The sequence below is a fragment of the Metabacillus litoralis genome (assembly GCF_003667825.1).
Lineage (GTDB): Bacteria > Bacillota > Bacilli > Bacillales > Bacillaceae > Metabacillus > Metabacillus litoralis_B.
On sequence record NZ_CP033043.1, the window covers coordinates 4,018,708 to 4,038,667 of the forward strand.

Genomic DNA, 19,960 nt, shown 5'->3' on the forward strand with positions numbered 1-19,960 from the left:
TAAACTCTGCAAGTAAAGCCAGTTCTTGTGAGTTTCTAGCTATCTCCTGAATGGTTGCAGAAAATTCTTGGATAGCACCGGCTTGGTTATCTGTTAAAGCATGGATATCCTTATTCATTTAATTGTAAAAGTAGCTTTTGAATATTATTTGTAATTCCATATATAAGGGGAACTCGTCTAATATTTTTAAGTCTAACTATTAGTTAGAAGATGCTTTTTGCAGAAAGTACCTTTCATAAACCACTTGAAAACCGTATAACAAAAAGGTTTTTATTAAAAATACAAGTGATAATTGAAATTTTGTAAGTCTCACTAAAGATACATAACCTATTTTCTTAAACCACTCTATTCCGAAGTAGGTAAAAACTGAATCAACTAAAAGGTTAATGAGTAGATAAAGATTAAATTTTCCATAAGTATATTTTAATATCCAGAGTGAACCTACTAAAAACGGACCAAAAATTAATGGCAATTCCGCAATTACATTAGGTCGAACATTGAAAGGAAACCACCACCATTTTTTCTTTTCAGCGAATCGACCTTCTGCAACTAGATAAAGGCTCATGAATAAGGCGGCAGGTAGAAATCTTTTAAAAGTTAAGCCGCGAAGTAGGGGGACACTCAGCCAAGGCAAAATGGTCATAAGGATCATTAACAAATTTAGTTTTTTCACTTTAGTTTTTTACATCCTTTTCATTAATTGATAGACATATCCTTCCCGGTTCTGGAAATTATATGAGTGTTTAAGAAAAGGGTATATTTAAAAGGATTCGTTATTCTACAGTAACTTTCCATGAAATGACTAGGGCTATAGATCGAGATAAGTTTACTGTTTATACAACCATTTTTCAAAAGGATAGAAAGGTTTAACAAGAGAACATATGGCTTCCTGAACAGTCGAAAATGAGCTGATTCCTGCTATATTGATATCTAATTCAAGAGCAATTACAGCCAACTCAGGACGCATGCCTGAAATGATACATTTCACCCCTAACATGGACATCACATTGGTGATTTTAAAGAGTATATCAGCTACTAGATGATCTAACTTATAGATTCCTGAAAAATCAATAATGATACATTCTACATTGCTCTCTTTTACTTTAATTGGGACATGATTAATTAAATAGGTTGCTCTACCTTCATCAATTGATCCAACTAAAGGGAGGACTACAACACCTCTGAATAGAGGAACAAGGGTAGTTGCTAACTCATTTATTTCTCTTACTGTTTCTATATTTCTTTTCTCAACTTCCCTTTTTTCGGTAATATCTTTTATTACGCTTTGAATAGCTTTTGTATCTCCAATTTTTAAAGGGTGACAATACAATTCGACTTCAACCTTTGTCCCATCCATTTTATAGACAAACTCTTCAATTACTTCTGCGGGCTTATCATAAGCAGAGCTGATTCTTTTTGTAATTGCTTGTTTAGAAGATTCCTGAAAGATATCTAATGGATCTGCCCCTATCACTTCTTCCGGACTACATTTAAAAAAAGTGGCAGCAGCCTGATTAATATAAATAATTTTATGGTTGCAATGGATGATAATGGGATCATGTGAATAGTCTATAACTTCTTGATAATTAATTTTTGAGATGTCCTCGTTCATATGTACGTAACACTCCTTTTCATTACACTATACGGAAGTCCTTTTAAAAAACCCCCTAGCCCCTACTTTATCATGAATAAAGTAATTATTTTCTTTAATCGGTAATTATCTTTATTAATTTATTTTCGTAAATGGTTATATTCACTTTTTCCACCTAAAGTGTTTAAGTAGGTTTTTCATGAGGAATAACTTGGCCAAGTAGAGCATCTATGGAATGTCACATCTTTTATAATGAACTTTTTACTCTAATAAGATTGAATATGGTGTAATCAAAAAAAGAAATCGACTGTATGTCGATTTCCTTGGCAATTAATTAACTGGCGCAATATTCACAGCACTTACTTTAAATCCGGGCATTTTACAGGATGGGTCTAGGTCTTCGCCGACTAGCATGTTGACGTTTTGATCTTCCGCCCAATGAAAAGGAACAAATACGGTGTCTGGTCGGATGGTATCAGAGATTTTACTTCTAACTTTAATCGTCCCCCTTCTAGATGAGACGGAAACAAGGGTGTTTTGCTCAATGTTGTATTTTTTCGCTGTTTCAGGATGGATTTCTAAGTAAGATTCAAAGTTTCTTGCTGCGAGTGCAGCACTTTTTCTCGTTTGTACTCCTGTTAAATAGTGTGACATGATACGGCCGGTTGTTAAATAAAGAGGGAATTCCTCACTAGGCTTTTCTTTTGGTAATTCTGAAATATTAGACACAGGAACCATCCTTGCTTTGCCATCCTCATGAGCAAAGGATTCTTCAAATAGTCTGCTGGTTCCTCGGTGATCTAAATCCGGACATGGCCAGAGGATGCCTTGTTCTTTGCGGATTCTATCATACGTAATCCCGTAATAGTCTGCTGCTCCTCCGCGGCTTGCTTCTCTTAATTCATTAAAGATATCCTCTGCATTTTGGAACGGAAAATATTTCTCTTTTCCTAGCACCTTTGCAATCTCGCAGATAATTTGCCAATCATTCTTTGCTTCACCTGGACATGGACGACTTGCTTCCCTTAACGTTACACGTCCTTCAAGATTTGTCATCGTGCCCTCATCTTCTAGATAGGATGAGGCAGGGAGAATTAAATCCGCAAGCTGAGCAGTTTCTGATATAAATATATCAACAGCTACCAAAAACTTTAACTTCTTTAATGCTGCTTTCACAAAATTGGCATTTGGATTAGAAACAACAGGATTAGAACAGACGAGTAGCATACCCGTGATATCACCATGATTGATTTTCTGAAACATTTCATATGCTGATACTCCCTTGCCAGGAAGTTCATCCTTATCGATCCCCCATACTTTGGCTACATGTTCCCTGTGCTCCTCATTTTCAATTAATCGATATCCAGGAAGCTGATCTGCTTTTTGTCCATGCTCACGCGCCCCCTGTCCATTTCCCTGCCCCGTAATCGCTCCATATCCAGAGTAGGGCTTTCCGATTTTGCCTGTTGCAAGTAAAAAATTCAATATATTACGGACAGCCGCTGTTCCATCAATTTGCTGTTCTACTCCTCTAGCTGTAAAAAGCATCCCAGATTCTTCTTCAGCAAATTTTATTGCCGCTGTCTTCATCTGATCGACCGGAACTCCTGTCATCTCAGCAATTTCGCCTAGAGATAATGTATTCACGTAGCTTCGCACTTCCTCAAAACCTGTTACTCGTTCTTTAACAAATTCTTCATCCACCAAGCCTTCATCAATAATAACCTTTAATAATCCGTTAGCTAGTGCCGCATCCATTCCCGGTTTGACCATAAGATGCAAATCAGCAAGTTGTGTTGTTGGTGTTTCTCTTGGGTCAATCGCAATAATATAAGCACCATTTTCTTTTGCTTTTTCAAAATAAGGCATGATCGTTGGCTGGCATTCAGCAATATTTGTTCCTGCCAAGATTATCACTCGAGTAAACGGTACCTCTTGTAATGAGTTGGTAAGACCTCGATCTAACCCAAATGTTTGATTGGCTGCAGTAGCTGCTGCTGACATACAAAGACGGCCATTGTAATCAATATATGGCGTTTTTAGTGCTACCCTTGCAAATTTCCCTAGCAGATAGGCTTCTTCATTTGTGATCGATGCACTCCCATAAATCGACAAAGCCTCATGTCCATCCACTGCTTGGATTTCCTCAAACTGCTTTTTAATATGTTGAAGGGCTTCGTCCCATGTAATTCGAACAAATTCTCCATCCACTTTCAGTAATGGATGCAATATTCGATCCTGATGGAACGGATGCTGATGGGCATTCATTCCTTTAATACATAATCTTCCTTGTGAGGTTGGGTTATCTTTCCCTATTGTTTTATACGTTTTTCTTGATACGATCGACTGCTCAATCAATTGCATTTTACATTGCATACTGCAAAATGGACATTGAGTATCATATACTTTTTCCGTTTGGACCTCTTGTTGCTTTGTCCTGAAATACTTTAATAATAAATCGGTCAAGGCACATCCATCCTTTTTTCAATTAATCTTTAAAACTAGTTAAATTTTTTCTACATTTATCATCATTTCAGCTTCAAGTCTCTCTACTAACTGATTACAAAGAGTTTCTTCAAATAACACTTCTCTTATATGAATGATTCCAACACGATTGATCCATTCGCTTATGTTTTCTAAATAGTTGGCTGTTTCCCGATAATATTGGACAAACCCACAGGTTAATCTTTTAGCTTCATCATGATCACTTGCGATGCTAAATAACTCACCTTGCTGTAGTTGTGGAAAGCAGCTTCCTCCAACATACATTTCAAAGCCTCTTTCAACCCCAACTAAGTGAATATCATTTGTCCTCATTTCCAAGTCATGATGCTTACATGGAGACACACTTAACTTAATCTCATGTGGTGTTAAGATCAATTCCATTTCCTTTTCTAGTTGAATGGAGAGTTGTAATGATACTCCTGTATGACACTGACATTTTTTTTCACTGTAGTAGGTGTTCACATGATGGATTGTATGAATGTTCACCGGACGTAAACGTATTCCTATGTCTGTACATACAGCTCCGATATCTTCTTGCTTAATTCCTTTTAATTGGAATCGTTGTTCAGTTGTTAGACCAACGTCTGTTAGTTGATATTTCTCCATAACAGCTGCAATGTTTCGTAATAGCTTCGCTGATACTTTTCCTCCATATGTTTGTGGGATAATGGAATAAGTTCCATCACTCATGTGCTGTGCTTTTAAGTTATCATCATTCATATAGAAGAATTGATTTTTTTCTGCATAGTCTGGGTAAATCATGGCTAAATAATATTGAATTGCTGGTACACAGCCCGCACATCCTTCTAAAGAAAGCCAGTTTAACTGGGTAAAAACATCTTGTAATGAAGAAAGATTTTTTTGTTGAATTTGTAAAACTACTTCATCTTCTGTAAGTGTTGTACAAGTACATAATGACTTTCTTTCAAACAATTCATCACATTCGTCACTTTGAATGTAATCTAACAAATCTGACAAGAGTAGTTTACAGCCACCACATGAACTGGATGCTTTTGTACATTGCTTTACTTCCTGAACGGTTGTTAATTCATTCTGCTGAACAGCTTCAATAATTGACCCTTTTGTCACACCATTGCAGTTGCAGATGATTTCACTTTGTTTCATTGCTTTGATGCTAGAAGAATCTTTATCAGCTGCTTGAAGGAGCTGCCTCTTCTCTTCATCACTTACATGCCTTCTTTTTACAATCAGATCGAGGAGCTTTGACTGATTTTTTGTTTCTCCATATAATACAGCTCCAACGATAATATCACCGCGAAGAACAATTTTTTTATAAACAGAATGTATTTCATTTAACATAGTTAACGATTTAGTTGAGGAATCCTCCGTAAAATCCCCAACAGAAAAAAGATCCACCCCGGGCACCTTTAAGCTAGTTGATAAAACAGATCCTTCATATCCTTGAGGGTTTAACTGACAAAGATGTTTTGCTAAAACTTGCCCCTGTTCATAAAGCGGTTTTACTAAACCATAGACAATCCCGTTATGCTCAACACATTCACCAACTGCGTAAATATCACTAACACTTGTTTCCATAAAATCATTCACAATAATTCCCCGGTTTGTTGTGATTCCACTTTTCTTCGCTAAAACAGAATTAGGGATAACACCTACAGACATCACAACTAAATCAGCTTCTACAGAAGTACCGTCGGTAAATGTTAATTCGTTCACTCGTTTATCTCCTATTATCTGTTCGGTGACTTTTCCTAAAATAAATTCAATTCCTTGTTGCTCTAACTGATGCTGAAGCATTTTTGACGAGACCGAATCAAGCTGACGCTGCATGAGGTACTCTGTATTGTGAATAACCTTTACATTTAGCCCTAGATTTACCAAGCCTCTTGCGGCCTCTAGCCCTAATACTCCTCCACCAATTACGACTGCATTTTTATAGTGTTTTGCAGCCTCTAAAATATTTTTACAGTCCTCAATCGTACGAAATGTCACAACTCCCTCTTTTTCAACCCCTGGTATCGGAAGTACAAAAGGTGATGATCCAGTGGCTAGAATTAGTTTGTCATAAGAAATGGCATGATTTTTATCCGTTATAACCATCTTCTTTTCCGTATCAATTTCTGTTGCTGTTTCTCCGGAAAACAGGGTAATATCATTCTCCTCATACCATATAGCATCATTAATCGTGATATCTTGAAACCTTGCTTCTCCTTGTAGAACAGAAGATAATAAAATCCGATTATAATTATGGTGGGGTTCACTGCCAATGATGGAGATGGTATATAGCTCTGGATTATGCTTTAAAATTTCTTCAACACAGCGAACACCTGCCATTCCGTTACCGATTACCACTAATTTCTGCTTCATGTTCACCCTCCAGCAAATATTCTCTGACTTTTAACATAAAAACATTATTTCATATATTAGTTAAATTCTAACTATTTACGTTAGATTTCCTCACACAAATTCTGAGTTTCTACTATATGGATTTTTGGAGTAATAAAGAAATATCTTAAATAAATATTTCCATGTCATATTTATTTACAAGTATCTTTCCTACTTCTTTTTTGCCAAATATAATAGCACCATGAAATAAGTCAGAAAATTTGAATAAGTACAAAAAACAAATCTAGGACATTTGGAAGGAGATTTAACATGAAACTATCGGATTTAAAAACTAGTGGTCACCCGAAAACACTTTTTTCCTCGTTTCTGTATTTTGATGTTAGCTTTATGATTTGGGTTATGCTTGGCGCACTTGGGGTGTTTATTACACAGGATTTTGGGCTTTCTCCATCACAAAAAGGATTGATTGTTGCAATTCCAATTCTTGCAGGTTCATTTTTTCGAATTGTTTTAGGAATTTTAACAGATCGGTTTGGTCCGAAGAAGACTGCTACTTTAGGAATGTCAATTACAGCTATTCCATTGCTTTGGGGTTTACTTGCCGGAAATACAATGCCAGAACTATTTATGATTGGGATATTGTTGGGGGTAGCAGGGGCCAGCTTTGCCGTTGCCTTACCAATGGCAAGTAGATGGTACCCTCCACATTTGCAAGGGTTGGCAATGGGAATTGCAGGAGCAGGTAACAGTGGTACATTATTTGCTACTTTATTTGGTCCTCGTTTGGCAGAACAGTTCGGTTGGCATGTGACGATGGGGTTTGCACTCATTCCGCTTTTCATTACATTCATCATTTTTATGATTTTAGCGAAGGATGCTCCTTCACAACCAGCTCCTCAGCCTTTAGCTAATTACTTTAAAGTATTTGCTCATAAAGACACATGGTTTTTCTGCATTTTGTACAGCGTCACATTCGGTGGGTTTGTAGGATTATCTAGCTTTCTCAGTATGTTTTTCGTTGATGAATACAAATTAACGTCCGTTCAAGCTGGGGATTTCGTTACTTTATGTGTTGCCGCAGGTAGCTTTTTCCGTCCTGTTGGTGGACTTATTTCAGATAAAATCGGTGGAGTAAAGGTGTTATCCTTCCTTTTCATCGGTGTTGCTGTTTGTATGCTTGGTGTTAGTCAATTACCCCCTTTATTTGCCATCACTGCCTTACTTTTTGTAGGAATGATGTGCTTAGGAATGGGAAATGGCGCTGTATTTCAACTAGTTCCACAACGCTTTCAAAAAGAAATTGGCATGATCACAGGTATTGTTGGAGCTGCCGGAGGAATTGGAGGCTTCTTTTTACCTAATATTTTAGGGACATTGAAGGAATTAACAGGCTCTTACGCTTCAGGGTTTATTACCTTCTCGATTATTGCCTTAGTTGCATTTTCCGTTTTATTATTTGCGAGTTATTCTTGGAAGAAGACGTGGAATGTGAAAAGTAGTGCTGTAAAGATATAAAATGAAGCTTCCTATTTTGGGCTGACTATAGCGTAATAAAGGCTGTTAAGATGATTTCTTAACAGCCTACATTTTTTTATGATAACACAGCTTGTTTTTCTTCCACTAGGGTTAATAAGCGATTTTTTAATTCATCTGTATTCATTTGTTTACGGGCAACATTTGTATCCATTGCTGCCTTTGCAACAGCTGATGCAACGTATGCAACTACTCTTCGGTCAAATGGATCCGGTATTACGTAATCGCTCGTTAAATCTCGTTCTGATATTAACTCAGCAATTGCATACACAGCTGCGAGCTTCATTTCTTCATTAATTTCTTTTGCTTGAACATCTAGTGCACCACGGAAAATGCCAGGGAATGCAAGAACATTGTTCACTTGGTTAGGAAAATCAGAACGTCCTGTTCCCACAACAAGTGCACCTGCTTCTTTCGCTTCATTCGGCATAATCTCCGGTACAGGGTTCGCCATTGCAAAAATGATTGGATCTTGGTTCATCGAAGCAACCATTTCCTTCGTAACAGCTCCTGCAACAGATACACCAACAAATACGTCTGCTCCTTTAAGAGCATCCTCTAAGTTACCTTGCTTTTGATCTTTATTTGTGATGGCTGCCAATTCTTCTTTAAATGGATTCATTCCTATCTGGCGACCTTCATAAATAATTCCTTTTGTATCACATAAAACAACATCCTTCACACCCATATGAAGAAGCAGCTTTACAATCGCAACACCTGCAGCTCCTGCACCATTTACAACCACTGAGATGTTTTCAATTTTTTTGCCCGCTAGCTTTAAAGCATTAATCAATCCAGCAGCAGTCACAATCGCCGTGCCATGTTGATCATCATGGAAGATTGGAATATCGCACGCTTTCTTTAATCTTTCTTCAATCTCAAAGCAATGTGGAGCTGCAATATCCTCTAAATTCACTCCACCAAAGGTTGGTTCAAGCAGCTTTACAGTTTCAACGATTTTATCTGAATCAGTTGTATCCAAACAAATAGGAAATGCATCCACATCAGCAAATGATTTAAATAATAGTGCTTTTCCTTCCATAACAGGCATTGCTGCTTTTGGTCCAATATTACCAAGGCCTAGTACAGCCGTACCATTAGAAACAACCGCAACTAAATTACCCTTCATTGTATACTCATATGCCTTACTTTCGTCTTCATGAATGTCCAAGCACGGCTCTGCAACACCTGGAGAATAAGCTAAGCTTAGATCTTTAGCATTTCGAACTGGAACCTTGGAGTGCACACCTAGCTTACCTTTATTATCCTTATGCATCTTTATTGCTTCTTCACGTAAAGTTGACATTATATGCTCTCCTTTTTTCACCTTGTAAATTTTTAAATATAGGAAGCGTTTGCATTTTATACAGAAAATCTTTGAGTTTAAATCCTTCTATGGCCATATTTTAGTTGGCTTGAAAGAAGATTGATAGATTATGAAACTATTGGTGTAATTATGTAATTAAAAAAAGTAGATAGTTGTAAACGCATACTTGAAATCATGCCACTTTACAAAATTTGTTTTTCTGTTATCTTAGTATAAGCGGATATTTACCTAGGTAAATATCTCTCAGATACGACAATACTTACTTAGGTAAATAATTTGAGGTGAAAAGAATTGGATAATACAAATAAACTTTTTCATTTGTTGTATCAAAAAACTAGACATATGACAAAGGAAGTTAATGAATATTTACAAAAGCATGATCTATACAGCTCACAATGGTCCATTCTGTACTGCCTTAAAACAAACGGTCCTATGACCCAAAGTGATATATGGCGATATTTAAACGTTGAAGCACCTACTGTAACAAGAACACTTGTTAAGCTCGAAGAAGGTGGCTGGATAAATCGAACTTCTGGAAATGACAAACGTGAACGACTTGTTTCTCTTACGGAAAAAGCACTGGAAACATTGCCTACTGTCGAAGAAGATGTAAAAAGATTTGAAAAAGAAATGACCTTACAGCTTACAGATCAGGAGCAAGATCAGTTATTTACCTTATTAACAAAACTCGGAAAAACAGAATAAAGCAAGGAGGAATAAGCCTAATGAACTCTCAAGAAAAACAGCCAATTTGGACACAAGGCTTTATTAGTATCTTTTTAAGTAATTTTTTCATATTTGTTGCTTTTTATGGTCTGCTAACATCTTTACCAATCTATGTGGTTGATGAACTCGGCCGCTCAAGCGTTGATGCAGGTTTAATTATTACAATATTTATGTTATCTGCGATTATTGTGCGACCTTTTTCAGGAAAGCTGATTCAGGATTTCGGGAAGAAAAAAACATTGATGATCAGCATGATTCTTTTTACCATTTTTTCTTTTATGTATCTATGGGTTGAGAATTATGCCCTTTTATTAGTTTTACGATTTCTTCACGGGATTTGGTTTAGTATTGCCTCTACAGCAACGGGTGCAATTGCTGCAGACATTGTACCCCTGAAAAGACGTGGTGAAGGACTTGGATATTTTGCCATGTCAATGAACCTTGCCGTTGTGTGTGGTCCGTTCATTTCACTTACTCTTTTACAATATGTATCTTTTTCAATTCTATTTCTTGTTCTAGCTTCATTAATTACAATCGGTGTGTTATTTACGGCATTTAGTAAAATGGCGGAGGTTAAGAAAACAGATCAAGTTGAAAAGAAACGCCTGCAATTCAGCGATTTAATTGATCAAAAGGCCCTTCCAATTGCACTTGTAGGAAGCTTAGTTGCATTTACGTATTCTAGTGTTCTTTCATTTATATCAATGTATGCCAAAGAATTAAATTTAATAGAAGCAGCAAGTTACTTTTTCCTTGTATTTGCCGTAGCTATGATTATTGCAAGACCATTCAGTGGTCGTTTGTATGATTCAAAGGGGCCAAATGTTGTGATATACCCTGCTTTGGCTTTATTTATGATCGGTTTATTGTTTTTAAGTATTGCGCACAGCGCCTTTATGCTGCTTTTTGCCGGAGCATTTATTGGCTTAGGTTACGGAACTGTTGTGCCTTGCCTCCAAACACTGGCTATTCAAGCAACAGATCATCATCGCAGCAGCCATGCAACAGCAACATTTTTCACACTTTTTGATACCGGAATTGCGACCGGTTCATTCGTTTTAGGAATCGTGGTTGCTCAATTAGGCTATGAAACATTGTATCTTTTTGCCGGCTTGTTTTTAATACTTGTTATTATCATGTATAAGTTCGTGCAAAGTAGAAAGAAAGCCACTTCACCTGCTCTGGAGTGGAAGGAATCAAGCTTATAATAATTGTTTCAGCTGTTTAAATTGTGAGGTTCTTGCAGGTTAGCCTAATTTTTTTGCGACTTATTTTGTTATTTTGCATGTTCGGCTAATATTCTTGTAACTTCGTAATGTTATCTTGCAACTATTTCGATATTCTTGCATACGAGCATCATCTCCACAAAAAAGCTGGAGCACACATAGGCTCCAGCTTCTCACTTTTTAATAAACCCCACGAACATTCGGATGAATGCGATCTTGATAAAACTCAGAAAGCTTCTTCAGCTCCGCCGCACTAAATGAAGGCACTTCTGTTGCTTGTAAATTATCTTCCACTTGCTTTACCGTTTTAAAGCCAGGGATAACAGTTGTGATTTCTTCATGATCAAGAATCCAGCGAAGTGCTGCTCTTGCCATATTGCCACGGCCTTCTGAAATCCATTCCAGCTGTTGACTTAGCTCAACACCTTTTGAGAACTCTACACCGGCAAAGGTTTCACCGACATTGAAGTGTTCGCCGTCTTTATTGAAATTGCGGTGATCGTCTTCCTCAAATTTAGCTTGATTTGTGAATTTACCCGTTAATAATCCACTTGCTAAAGGTACACGAGCTAATAAGCCTACACCTTTTTCCTTTGCTTGTGGAAGCAATTCAGGGATAGCTTTTTGACGGAAGATATTAAAAATAACTTGTAGCGCCTTCACATTTGCTTGATCTAAACAAAATAATCCTTCCTCCACTGTTTCTACACTCACACCATAGTGACGGATTTTTCCTTGTTGTTGAAGCTTATCTAATACTTCAAAAACCTGTCCACTTTTTAAGATTTCAAAAGGGGCACAATGAATTTGATAAAGATCAATTGTGTCACGTTGAAGACGCTTTAAGCTTGCCTCACAATATTCAGTAACAGCTTTTTCAGAATAGGTTTCAGGATCAAAAATATCACCTGCACGGCAGAACTTTGTCGCAATATGAATTTTATCTTCTTTTCCTTTTGTAGCTTTAGCAAGTAATTCCTCACTATGTCCATCACCGTATACATCAGCTGTATCAAAGAAGTTAACGCCGGCATCCATTGCACGCTCTAGACCTCCTAATGCTTCCTGGTCATCTGATTTACCCCACGATCCACCAATAGCCCATGTCCCAAAGCTTAATTCACTAATTTTAAGGTCTGTATCCCCTAGCTGACGATATTTCATTCTTTCCACCATCCTATGTAAGTTATCGTTTAGTTAAAATTTTTCACAATTTTTATTATAGTATAGATAAAGCGCTAACAAAAGAAATATGGCTTGCAATCCAATTACTCCTCATTTCGCCTAAAATACTTTATAATAAACAACGGATGAACGATTTTAACATTAAGAGGAGCGAGTCAAATGACACAAAAAAGTGCATTAATCAGCGGCTGGATGAGTCACCGAAAAGTCCTGCTTGAAATCGTGGAAAAATTAGAAGATCAACATATTTCTTACAAACCATGGGAAGGGGCTATGGCACTTTCTGAACTTGTTTTACATATAACAAGTGCAATGGGCATGTTTGCTCAAACTGTAAAGAACGGTGCTTTTACACCACCGGCTGCACAGCCAGAGGTTAAAACGGTGAATGAATTAAAAGAGACTGTCCAGAAGGAAACTGAGGAAACAAAGTCTCTTTTAGAGTCTCTTACAGATGATCAACTTGATCAAATCATTGAATTTGCTGGGATGAATATGCCTGGAATCGCTTTGCTTGAAAGTGGAAAAGACCATGAAATTCACCACAAAGGTCAATTATTTACATATGCTCGATTAGTAGGGGTAGAGGAGCTACCATTCTTTATTAATCGCTCATAAGAGGGCGCAAAAAGAGCGAATCAAACGATTCGCTCTTTCTTACTTATTCTCTTCTTCTTGCTTATAATAGTTTACAAGTGCAATGATTGCACTTCCCATTCTTTCTTCCTCAGGAACAACCATTCTTGTAATGCCAACCTCACGCAATGCTTGAGCGGTTACTTTCCCAACAGATACTGCTATCACATTCGTAGAAAATGCATGTAAAACTTCCTTTTCTACACCTTTTTCCTTGGCATGAGCCATTAAAAATCTTGCTTGAGGAGTACTTGTAAAGTTAACAGCATCTATTTTTCCTTCAAGTATTTCACTTACAAGCTGCTCCATGACCTCTGGCTTTGGCGGGATATGCTGATAAGGTAAAATTTCACGATATTCTGCACCCTGCTCCTTTAAAAAGTCAATTAATAACGGTGCCGGATCACCATGTAGCTGAAGAGCAACACTTAACCCTGAAAATGAATGTGCTCTCAACTCTCTCACTAAACCAGCTGTACTTCCATCATCATCCCTGACATCTGGTTGTATTCCAAGCTTTTTAAGAACATTCACCGTTTTATAGCCTCTTGCCGCAATTTTCGCACTATTTAATGCCTCAATAAATTGGTCACCTAACCCCATGTTCACTGCAGTTTGATAGAGCTTGTCTGTTCCAATTCCCGTAGTGAAAATCAACCAGTTAAAATTCCCTTCTATTAAGGCCTTTATTTCTTTTTCAACATTTGTATCATCTAAAAAAACTGTTCCCTGTGCTGGTCGAATTAGTGCAACGCCACCAAGGTTTTCTACTAGCTTACTAAGTTCTTCTGATTTACGCTGACCTGCAAGAGCAATCGTTTTGCCAGTTAATCGTTTCATCGTATACCTCCGCTAAAAAGATAAGTTGCTATTATTGTATCATCAGCTGTTGAATGCACAACAAAAAAGTGACTCAAGGAATATCCTTTCCCTCGAGCCACTTATATTAGAAGACGATTGTTTTATTTTCGTGAACAAGAATACGGTCTTCAAGATGCCATTTTACTGCTCTTGCTAACACACTTCGTTCAACATTACGACCAATTTTTTTCAAGCTATCAACATTATCACGATGATCCACACGGCTAATGTCTTGCTCAATAATTGGACCTTCATCAAGATCATTTGTTACATAATGGGACGTTGCTCCAATTAATTTCACTCCACGTCCATATGCTCTTTCATATGGTCTTGCACCAACGAAGGCTGGTAAGAAGGAATGGTGGATATTGATAATTTTGTTTGGATTTGCAGATACAAACTTCGGCGTTAAAATTTGCATATAACGCGCCAAAATAATTAAATCAATATCATGCTCTTTTAGAAGCTGAAGTTGTTGATCTTCTACTTGCTCACGAATATCCTTGTTGGCAGGAATATGATAGAAGGGAATATTTAGTGATTCAACGACTTCCCTTGCTTCTTCATGATTACTAACGACAAGCGAGATATCTGCCATTAAGTCGCCGCTTTGCCATTCCCATAGAAGCTCAAGTAAGCAGTGCAATTCTTTTGAGACGAAAATCGCCACTTTTTTCAAATTATATACATGCGTGAAGTTCCAGTCCATTGAAAATTTCTCTGCAATTTGATTAAACTGGACCTCCATCTTTTGTGCTTTATCTTTTAAGTTTGGACATTCAAATTCAATTCGAATGAAAAAAGTACCGCCCTCAGGATTTGTAGAGTACTGACTTGATTCAATAATATTAGCATTATGCTCAAATAAAAATGTTGATATTGCTGAGACAATACCAGGTTGGTCCGGACAGCTAACTAATAAACGTCCACGATTTTGATTTTTTTCCTGAAAATGTTCAATTTGATTTTTTATAAATGCATTCATTATATATACCTCTCTATAAGTGATTAAAACATTATACATTAGTCAGTCAAAATTATTAAGGTTTTAAAAACACTTTTTTATTTTATGACTTCGTAAATTCATGATTTCGCTTCTGCTTTGCCTTTCGAATGATCTGATTCATCACCTCTGATAAAACCAATCCTATTGCAATTGCACCAGAAATCATAAAGGCCTTTGCTGCAAGTGGTATCGCAGCATTATAGTCATTTTCCACCACTTGCCTCATCGCATCATACGCTAGTCCTCCCGGCACTAACGGAATAATTCCGGACACGTTAAATATAATCACAGGCGTTTTATGCTTCTTTGCATAGTATTGACTAATAATTGCAATAACAAAAGAGGCAATTAAAGAAGCAAAAACACTGTCATTAGAATACTCAAACAACCCGATATAAATCATCCAGCCAACCATTCCAGCGAAACCACATCGAAATAATGCCTGAACAGGTGCATTAAAGATGATTCCGAATGCTGCAGATGCGATAAAGCTTGTTATAAGCTGTTCAATCAAATGAAGCCCTCCTTATAAGAAAGCTGTATTGCTATCCAGAAATGTTAATAAAACGAGAAAACAACCGCAACACCTGCTCCGATGGCAAATGCGGTTAAAAAGGCTTCTGCTCCCTTTGATATTCCGGATACTAAATGACCTGCCATAAGGTCTCTCACTGCGTTTGTAATGAGCAAACCAGGTACTAACGGCATAACAGAACCGATAATAATTTTATCCAGCTCAGCACCAATATTAAGCGTGACAAATAAAACAGATAGTAGACCGATGATAAGTGATGCTAAAAATTCAGCAAAGAACTTTATTTCGACTAATCGATGAAGATAGATTAAGCTTGAAAATCCGATTCCGCCCGCAATAACTGCTGGAAGAAAATCCGTCCAGCCACCTTGAAACATAATTAAAAAGCAACCACTTGCGATCGAAGCTGCCCCAATTTGTACCCAAATCGGGTAGGCGTGAGCATCTAGTTCAATTTCCTTTAAATGAGCATATGCCTCTTCAACCGATAATTCCCCGTTGCTTATTTGTCTCGAAACACCATTTACTTTTGCAACCTTTTGCAAATCTGTAGAACGATCAACTATTCTTACAAGCTGTGTTGGGGTTTTACTGCTTACAGAAAAAATGATTCCTGTTGGCGTGACATAGCTATGAGTCTCCTTTATCCCATAAGCTGCCGCTATTCTCATCATTGTATCTTCTACCCTATACGTCTCAGCCCCACTACGAAGCATAATTTTCCCAGCTAACAAACAAACATCAATAATATCAAAGGTTTGGTTTTGGTCAACACTCACCTTTCCTTCACCCCATCCTTAAGATACCTAGTTTGAGTTTAAAGAAGTTGGCGGAAATAGGCAAGGGATGGTGATTGTGGGGTGGTGCCTGGTGTGGGGTGGGCGTGCCTGTCACTTCCCGAAGTTTGTCGAGGAATTCAGGGGGAGCTAGCGATATGAAGACCGTTTCACTTGCCTTTACTGATCGTTCTGGTCTTCATTGCTCCTATGAAGATCGTTTTACTCGCTCTTACTCACCGTTTTGGTCTTCATCTCTCCTATGAAGACCGTTTCTCTCGCTTTTTCTCACCATTTTGGTCTTCATCTCTCCTATGAAGACCGTTTCACTTGCCTTTACTGATCGTTTTGGTCTTCATCTCTCCTATGAAGACCGTTTCACTCGCTTTTTCTCACCATTTTGGTCTTCATCTCTCCTATGAAGACCGTTTCACTGGTGTTTAGGTTGACCACTGCCACTCCCCGAAGCTTGTCCAACGCCACCTGCCTCACAAATGCACTCTTCCTTGAATAAAGTAATAAAAATACCTAGTTAGGGGTGACTGGAAATGATGAAGCTTCCTGTTATTCTGTCCGGTCCTATCCTTCGTAGAGTGGAACGTTCACAGGTGTTTATTTGGCTTGCTACGAGCAAGGATTATTCAATAAATGCTGGATTGTATGAGAAGCAAACACAAGGTTCAAAAAATCAACCTTTGTCCATAAGAACTAAAACAAAGACCGTTCGTTTAGGGAAACACCTATATATTCATCTCATAAAATTAATGCCAACACGAGGTGAGTTTCCTGTTAATCAATTTTTAGGATATAACTTATTCTTTAAAAAAGGATTAGAGGAATATGATTTAGGCAGTCTGCAGCTCTTATCTTCAGATCATCCAGAATCACTTGTATATGAAGGGTTTGACTATCCTGCATTTTTTATTAACACTAACAAACATTCAACCATTCTGTATGGTTCCTGCAGAAAGCCCCACGGTAAAGGGGAAGACACTTTAGCCAATGCAGATGATTTAATAAAAGAACATGATCAAGATTTTACATTAAGACCTAGTTCACTTTTCATGCTTGGCGATCAAATCTATGCTGATGATATAGCCGGTCCACTCGTACCGTATATTCAAAAAATTAAGCAGGAATTAATTGGTGATGACGAAAATTTAATTGAGGTCGAACCAAAATTAAATAAAGCACCCTATCAACACCTTTTAACTAAAATTAACGGTCGACAATCGATCGCAGAGGATCTCTGTAAATTCACATCATCTCATGCTGAAAACCATTTGCTTACCTTTGGAGAATATGCAGCAATGTACTTATTAAACTGGAGCCCTGCGCTTTGGAATGTCTTGATAGAGTCACATGGCGTAAATGCAAATGCATTTGAAGATTTATATAAAAGGAATTCTTTTTACCCTAAAGAAAAAGATGATCTTCAACATCATTTTCTTGAACATATTGAGGATGTTCATTATTTCCAATCAGGGCTTTCAAAGGTTAGAAGAGTGTTAGCAAATGTTCCAACATATATGATATTTGATGATCATGATATAACAGATGATTGGAATATTACGGATAGTTGGAAAGAACAAGTCTATGAGGCTCCGCTTGGAAAGCATACGATTGCTAGTGGTTTAACGGCTTATTGGGCCTTTCAAGGTTGGGGAAACAACCCGAATAGCTTTGATTCCTCCTTTATTCACGATATCGAGCAATACTTAAAATTAAATTCGGTCAATACGCCTTCTTATAATCGCTGGATAAACACAATTCTTGACTTTGAAGGGTGGCATTTTATTGCCCCGACAAACCCGAAAACACTTTGTCTCGATACTCGAACTCTACGGGAAAACGAGTCTACCCAAAGTAACCATATAAATTTTTCTAAACCTTCTAAATTAATTGGCTCAAGGGGATGGGAACTCCTAGATACGCTAATTAAGGAAAGCTCATGGCAACAAGGGGACTCGTTACAAATTACTTCAGCAACTCCGCTTTATGGGGTTGATAGTATAGAGTCATTTTTAAAGAAAAACATCTATCCGTTTCGGTCATTGGGTATACCTGTTCAATACAAACTAGATTTTGAAGCTTGGAAATATAACCTTAATGGCTTTTATTCTTTTCTGGAACAATTGTTAAAGTGGAAGCCAGGTGAGTGTGCTATTTTATCAGGAGACGTTCATTATGCTTTTCGAGCAAAAGCTGATCTTGAGCTGAAGGGTGAAGATCTTACTATTTACCAATTTACGAGCAGTCCAATGAAGAATGAGAGTTTTGAAATGCTTGGTGGAAGCTTATTGAAGCTCATCATTTGGTTGAACGATATTCGAAGACAAGAACCTGTCTTAAAACGGTACGGTATGATAAACGGAACTGTGAAGAAGCTTAAGGATACCTCCGAAACATCGGAATCATTATTATGGAAAGAAAAAATTACTTACTACTCCTTAGAAAGTGGTTCAATGATTGAAACAAAGAATAATCTCGGGGTGTTCTTGCGTGACAACAAGGGAGTGCGGAGTTACTTGTTGTAGTGACAGGCACCACCCGAAGTTTGTCGAATAGCATCCTCCTTTAATGGAGGGTGTTTTTTTGGCCCTTTTTGAAAAAGTCTTAATATGTTAGATGAATTTAGTAGTTACTTCTTTCTTTTTTAAATATAATGTTTATGTTGCTGCTTAGAGCAATAGATTTGTAGAAATTATCTACATATAAGAAAGAAGGGTACTGCTTGGTTAATAAGCATCAATATCAAATTTATATATCGCTATTTGTTGTAATGGTTTTTTGGGGATTCAATGTTATTGCAACAAAGCTTCTTGTTACAAGCTTTATGCCTGTGACAATGACAGCTTTTCGTATTTTTACAGCAGCTGTTGGCGTGTTTATCATTTTATTTTCTTTAAAGCTTGTAAGAAAACCTACCAAAAAGGAATGGCAGTACATTATCATCTGTTCCTTATTTAATGTTGTTGGACATCATTACTTTCTGTCAATTGGTTTAAAAGAGACCTCAGCTTCTAATGGGGGACTAATATTAGGAACTGGACCAATCTTAACGACGATTCTAGCCTTTTTATTTTTACGAAACAAAATCACGATCCTTCGCTTTTGTGGAATTATTCTTGGATTTATTGGCATTTCATTCATTGTGTTTCAAAATGGAGAAAGTTTGGAAGGTATTTCTCTTGGTGATGTTCATGTATTTCTATCTATTTTTGTTCAGGCCGTTAGTTTTATTATGATTAAGAAGGTATCTTCAACATTAGATCCCCGCCTGATGACAGGTTATATGCTTTTCATTGGCTCACTTTTACTCTTTATCATCAGTCTTATTGTTGAGCCTGCTGGTCTCGAGAGCATGACTAACGGATCACTTTCTATATGGATTTTCTTCTTCGCTTCAGCATTTTTAGCAACATCTGTTGGACATATGATCTACAATTATGCGGTTGGAAAAGTTGGGCCAGCTGAGTCAGCTGTTTTCATTAATCTTAATCCATTTTTTGCATTAGTTGGTGCAACCATATTTTTAGGAGAAGTTATTACACTTCAGCAAATGATCGGTTTTATTTTCATCATTTTTGGTGTTGTGCTTGGGTCAGGTGGTTTTGAAGGCATTCTTCGAAATCAAAAACGAAAGAGAAATAGAGTGATCGATTGCTAATGTTAAGATTATTGACATTAAATGTTAGATGTTTTAAAATTTGTTTTAACTTATCATA

The 19,960-nt window shown here is 37.3% G+C and carries 16 protein-coding genes; 6 read left to right on the forward strand and 10 right to left on the reverse strand.

Annotated elements, in window-relative coordinates; genetic code table 11:
- Positions 1-199: 199 nt before the first annotated feature.
- The 4 genes from D9842_RS19630 to nirB form a co-directional block, all read right to left on the reverse strand.
- Positions 200-673 carry a hypothetical protein gene (locus tag D9842_RS19630; RefSeq protein ID WP_257535921.1) on the reverse strand — a complete coding sequence of 158 codons (474 nt, stop codon included), beginning with the start codon at positions 671-673 and terminating at the stop codon, positions 200-202.
- 153 nt (positions 674-826) lie between these two features.
- On the reverse strand, positions 827-1,612 hold the full coding sequence (locus D9842_RS19635) for a PAS domain S-box protein (RefSeq protein ID WP_121663986.1): 786 nt from the start codon (positions 1,610-1,612) through the stop codon (positions 827-829).
- Positions 1,613-1,921: 309 nt separating this feature from the next.
- Positions 1,922-4,057, reverse strand: a complete 2,136-nt coding sequence (nasC, locus tag D9842_RS19640; protein WP_121663987.1) for an assimilatory nitrate reductase catalytic subunit NasC — start codon at positions 4,055-4,057, stop codon at positions 1,922-1,924.
- A 39-nt stretch (positions 4,058-4,096) separates the two neighbouring features.
- Positions 4,097-6,442 carry a nitrite reductase large subunit NirB gene (nirB, locus tag D9842_RS19645; protein ID WP_121663988.1) on the reverse strand — a complete coding sequence of 782 codons (2,346 nt, stop codon included), beginning with the start codon at positions 6,440-6,442 and terminating at the stop codon, positions 4,097-4,099.
- 288 nt (positions 6,443-6,730) lie between these two features.
- Between nirB and D9842_RS19650 the strand changes: the two genes are divergently transcribed.
- Entirely contained in the window at positions 6,731-7,936 is a 1,206-nt protein-coding gene (locus D9842_RS19650) for a NarK family nitrate/nitrite MFS transporter (RefSeq protein WP_121663989.1), read from the forward strand.
- A gap of 76 nt (positions 7,937-8,012) precedes the next feature.
- Here D9842_RS19650 and D9842_RS19655 read toward each other — a convergent pair whose 3' ends face one another.
- Positions 8,013-9,260: an NADP-dependent malic enzyme gene (locus D9842_RS19655; protein WP_121663990.1), complete on the reverse strand. Its 1,248-nt coding sequence runs from the start codon at positions 9,258-9,260 to the stop codon at positions 8,013-8,015.
- A gap of 363 nt (positions 9,261-9,623) precedes the next feature.
- On the opposite strand from D9842_RS19655, the gene D9842_RS19660 reads away from it, so the two are divergent.
- Positions 9,624-9,986 (forward strand): MarR family winged helix-turn-helix transcriptional regulator, encoded by a 363-nt coding sequence (locus D9842_RS19660; RefSeq protein ID WP_121665143.1) that lies wholly within the window; start codon positions 9,624-9,626, stop codon positions 9,984-9,986.
- Between the two features lie 20 nt (positions 9,987-10,006).
- Positions 10,007-11,215 carry an MFS transporter gene (locus tag D9842_RS19665; protein WP_121663991.1) on the forward strand — a complete coding sequence of 403 codons (1,209 nt, stop codon included), beginning with the start codon at positions 10,007-10,009 and terminating at the stop codon, positions 11,213-11,215.
- Positions 11,216-11,413: 198 nt separating this feature from the next.
- On the opposite strand, the gene D9842_RS19670 is transcribed toward D9842_RS19665, so the two are convergent.
- Positions 11,414-12,397: an aldo/keto reductase gene (locus D9842_RS19670; RefSeq protein ID WP_121663992.1), complete on the reverse strand. Its 984-nt coding sequence runs from the start codon at positions 12,395-12,397 to the stop codon at positions 11,414-11,416.
- Between the two features lie 180 nt (positions 12,398-12,577).
- Here D9842_RS19670 and D9842_RS19675 point away from each other — a divergent pair, with 180 nt between their 5' ends.
- Positions 12,578-13,036: a DinB family protein gene (locus D9842_RS19675; protein WP_121663993.1), complete on the forward strand. Its 459-nt coding sequence runs from the start codon at positions 12,578-12,580 to the stop codon at positions 13,034-13,036.
- 39 nt (positions 13,037-13,075) lie between these two features.
- Here the strand turns inward: D9842_RS19675 and D9842_RS19680 are convergent, their stop codons facing one another.
- The 4 genes from D9842_RS19680 to D9842_RS19695 all read right to left on the reverse strand — a co-directional run bounded on the left by D9842_RS19680 (position 13,076) and on the right by D9842_RS19695 (position 16,235).
- On the reverse strand, positions 13,076-13,894 hold the full coding sequence (locus tag D9842_RS19680) for a uroporphyrinogen-III synthase (RefSeq protein ID WP_121663994.1): 819 nt from the start codon (positions 13,892-13,894) through the stop codon (positions 13,076-13,078).
- A gap of 106 nt (positions 13,895-14,000) precedes the next feature.
- Entirely contained in the window at positions 14,001-14,900 is a 900-nt protein-coding gene (gene purU, locus D9842_RS19685) for a formyltetrahydrofolate deformylase (RefSeq protein WP_121663995.1), read from the reverse strand.
- Positions 14,901-14,982: 82 nt separating this feature from the next.
- Complete coding sequence (locus D9842_RS19690; protein ID WP_121663996.1) at positions 14,983-15,435, reverse strand: threonine/serine exporter family protein; 453 nt, start codon at positions 15,433-15,435, stop codon at positions 14,983-14,985.
- A 44-nt stretch (positions 15,436-15,479) separates the two neighbouring features.
- Complete coding sequence (locus D9842_RS19695) at positions 15,480-16,235, reverse strand: threonine/serine exporter family protein (protein WP_121663997.1); 756 nt, start codon at positions 16,233-16,235, stop codon at positions 15,480-15,482.
- 545 nt (positions 16,236-16,780) lie between these two features.
- Here D9842_RS19695 and D9842_RS19700 point away from each other — a divergent pair.
- Both D9842_RS19700 and D9842_RS19705 read left to right on the forward strand, forming a co-directional pair.
- Positions 16,781-18,769: a metallophosphoesterase family protein gene (locus tag D9842_RS19700; protein WP_121663998.1), complete on the forward strand. Its 1,989-nt coding sequence runs from the start codon at positions 16,781-16,783 to the stop codon at positions 18,767-18,769.
- 197 nt (positions 18,770-18,966) lie between these two features.
- Positions 18,967-19,902: a DMT family transporter gene (locus D9842_RS19705; RefSeq protein ID WP_257535926.1), complete on the forward strand. Its 936-nt coding sequence runs from the start codon at positions 18,967-18,969 to the stop codon at positions 19,900-19,902.
- The last annotated feature ends 58 nt before the right edge of the window (positions 19,903-19,960 follow it).